Consider the following 3419-nt stretch of genomic DNA (forward strand, 5'->3'; position numbering starts at 1 on the left):
TACCAACAATCTGTTTGAAGATTCTTCAGAGCACAAAAAAAGAGATAGCCTGTGCTATCTCGAAATTACTCCGGCAGTAGGACTCGAACCTACGACATCATGATTAACAGTCATGCGCTACTACCAACTGAGCTATGCCGGAATAAACCAGCGTGGCGACGTCCTACTCTCACAAGGGGCAACCCCTCACTACAATCGGCGCTAAGAAGCTTAACTTCTGTGTTCGGCATGGTTACAGGTGTATCCTTCCTGCTATCGCCACCACACTATTTTTTTCTGAGTAAGTCTTGCTCACTCAAAACTGGATTTGAAGTAATTTCTCAAAACTCTTCCGAGTTTCTTTTGGTTAAGTCCTCGATCGATTAGTATCAGTCCGCTCCAACCATCACTGGTCTTCCACTTCTGACCTATCTACCTGATCTTCTCTCAGGGATCTTACTTTCTTTTAGAAATGGGAAATCTCATCTTGAGGTGGGCTTCACACTTAGATGCTTTCAGCGTTTATCCCTTCCCTACATAGCTACCCAGCGATGCCTCTGGCGAGACAACTGGTACACCAGCGGTAAGTCCATCCCGGTCCTCTCGTACTAAGGACAGCTCCTCTCAAATTTCCAACGCCCGCGACGGATAGGGACCGAACTGTCTCACGACGTTCTGAACCCAGCTCGCGTGCCGCTTTAATGGGCGAACAGCCCAACCCTTGGGACCGACTACAGCCCCAGGATGCGACGAGCCGACATCGAGGTGCCAAACCTCCCCGTCGATGTGGACTCTTGGGGGAGATAAGCCTGTTATCCCCAGGGTAGCTTTTATCCGTTGAGCGATGGCCCTTCCATGCGGAACCACCGGATCACTAAGCCCGACTTTCGTCCCTGCTCGACTTGTAAGTCTCGCAGTCAAGCTCCCTTCTGCCTTTACACTCTGCGAATGATTTCCAACCATTCTGAGGGAACCTTTGGGCGCCTCCGTTACTCTTTAGGAGGCGACCGCCCCAGTCAAACTGCCCATCTGACACTGTCTCCCACCACGCTTAGTGGTGCGGGTTAGAGTGGCCATAACGCAGGGGTAGTATCCCACCAGCGCCTCCATCGAAACTAGCGTTCCGACTTCTACGGCTCCTACCTATCCTGTACATGCGGTACAGACACTCAATATCAAACTACAGTAAAGCTCCATGGGGTCTTTCCGTCCTGTCGCGGGTAACCTGCATCTTCACAGGTACTAAAATTTCACCGAGTCTCTCGTTGAGACAGTGCCCAAATCGTTACGCCTTTCGTGCGGGTCGGAACTTACCCGACAAGGAATTTCGCTACCTTAGGACCGTTATAGTTACGGCCGCCGTTTACTGGGGCTTCAATTCGTACCTTCGCTTACGCTAAGCACTCCTCTTAACCTTCCAGCACCGGGCAGGCGTCAGCCCCTATACGTCATCTTTCGATTTTGCAGAGACCTGTGTTTTTGATAAACAGTCGCTTGGGCCTATTCACTGCGGCTGCTCGTTAGAGCAGCACCCCTTCTCCCGAAGTTACGGGGTCATTTTGCCGAGTTCCTTAACGAGAGTTCTCTCGCTCACCTTAGGATTCTCTCCTCGACTACCTGTGTCGGTTTGCGGTACGGGCCGTTCAATTCTCACTAGAAGCTTTTCTTGGCAGTGTGACATCAGAAGCTTCGGTACTTAAATTTCCCTCCTCATCACAGCTTGTCCTTAACAAGAGTAAGCATTTCACTCACCCTCAGACTCACTGCTTGAACAGACATATCCATCAGTCTGCACTTCTTAGCCTCCTGCGTCCCTCCATTGCTCAAACAAATTCAACGGGTACAGGAATATCAACCTGTTGTCCATCGCCTACGCCTTTCGGCCTCGGCTTAGGTCCCGACTAACCCTGGGCGGACGAGCCTTCCCCAGGAAACCTTAGTCATTCGGTGGACAGGATTCTCACCTGTCTTTCGCTACTCATACCGGCATTCTCACTTCTAAGCGCTCCAGCAGTCCTCACGATCTGCCTTCAACGCCCTTAGAACGCTCTCCTACCATTGTACCTATTGGTACAATCCACAGCTTCGGTAGTATGTTTAGCCCCGGTACATTTTCGGCGCAGGGTCACTCGACTAGTGAGCTATTACGCACTCTTTAAATGGTGGCTGCTTCTGAGCCAACATCCTAGTTGTCTGTGCAACCCCACATCCTTTTCCACTTAACATACATTTTGGGACCTTAGCTGGTGGTCTGGGCTGTTTCCCTTTCGACTATGGATCTTATCACTCACAGTCTGACTCCCGGATATGAATGTATGGCATTCGGAGTTTATCTGAATTCGGTAACCCGAGATGGGCCCCTAGTCCAAACAGTGCTCTACCTCCATCATTCTTACTTTCCGAGGCTAGCCCTAAAGCTATTTCGGAGAGAACCAGCTATCTCCAAGTTCGTTTGGAATTTCTCCGCTACCCACACCTCATCCCCGCACTTTTCAACGTACGTGGGTTCGGTCCTCCAGTGCGTTTTACCGCACCTTCAACCTGGACATGGGTAGATCACATGGTTTCGGGTCTACGACTACATACTCATTCGCCCTATTCAGACTCGCTTTCGCTGCGGCTCCGTTTCTTCCACTTAACCTCGCATGCAATCGTAACTCGCCGGTTCATTCTACAAAAGGCACGCTATCACCCATTAACGGGCTCTAACTTGTTGTAGGCACACGGTTTCAGGTTCTATTTCACTCCCCTTCCGGGGTGCTTTTCACCTTTCCCTCACGGTACTGGTTCACTATCGGTCACTAGGGAGTATTTAGCCTTGGGAGATGGTCCTCCCGGATTCCGACGGAATTCCTCGTGTTCCGCCGTACTCAGGATCCTCCTAGGTGCTGTCCAAATTTCGTCTACGGGGTTTTTACCCTCTTTGACGGACTTTTCCAAGTCCTTCGACTATCTGAACGAACTACCAGATCGGAGTCCTACAACCCCAAGATGCAAGCATCTTGGTTTGGGCTTTTCCCGTTTCGCTCGCCGCTACTCAGGGAATCGAATTTTCTTTCTCTTCCTGCAGGTACTTAGATGTTTCAGTTCTCTGCGTCTACCTCGATTAGGCTATGTATTCACCTAATCGTAACATCCTATCAAAGATGCTGGGTTTCCCCATTCGGAAATCTCTGGATCATAGCTTACTTACAGCTCCCCAAAGCATATCGGAGTTAGTCCCGTCCTTCATCGGCTCCTAGTGCCAAGGCATCCACCGTGCGCCCTTATTCACTTAACCTTACAACCTTACGGTTGGGTTTTGAGTCGTTTCTCTAGCGATAGAGGCGTCCTCAAGATAAAGCTTTGAAAAAACTTTCTTAAAAAACTCTTTTCAACGCGGTGTTCTCGGTTTGTTTTGATTCTTTACTTCAATTATCCAGTTTTCAATGAGCAAAATT

General features: G+C 49.8%; 1 tRNA gene and 2 rRNA genes. All 3 read right to left on the bottom strand.

Annotated features, from left to right (window positions below):
* Positions 1-68: 68 nt before the first annotated feature.
* Positions 69-142, bottom strand: a tRNA-Asn gene (locus BAU16_RS06885).
* An 8-nt stretch (positions 143-150) separates the two neighbouring features.
* Positions 151-266: ribosomal RNA gene (rrf, locus tag BAU16_RS06890) — 5S ribosomal RNA — on the bottom strand.
* Positions 267-342: 76 nt separating this feature from the next.
* Positions 343-3259: ribosomal RNA gene (locus BAU16_RS06895) — 23S ribosomal RNA — on the bottom strand.
* Between the last annotated feature and the right edge of the window lie 160 nt (positions 3260-3419).

Origin of the sequence: Enterococcus sp. JM9B (assembly GCF_009933265.1) — a bacterium.
GTDB lineage: Bacteria > Bacillota > Bacilli > Lactobacillales > Enterococcaceae > Enterococcus_C > Enterococcus_C songbeiensis.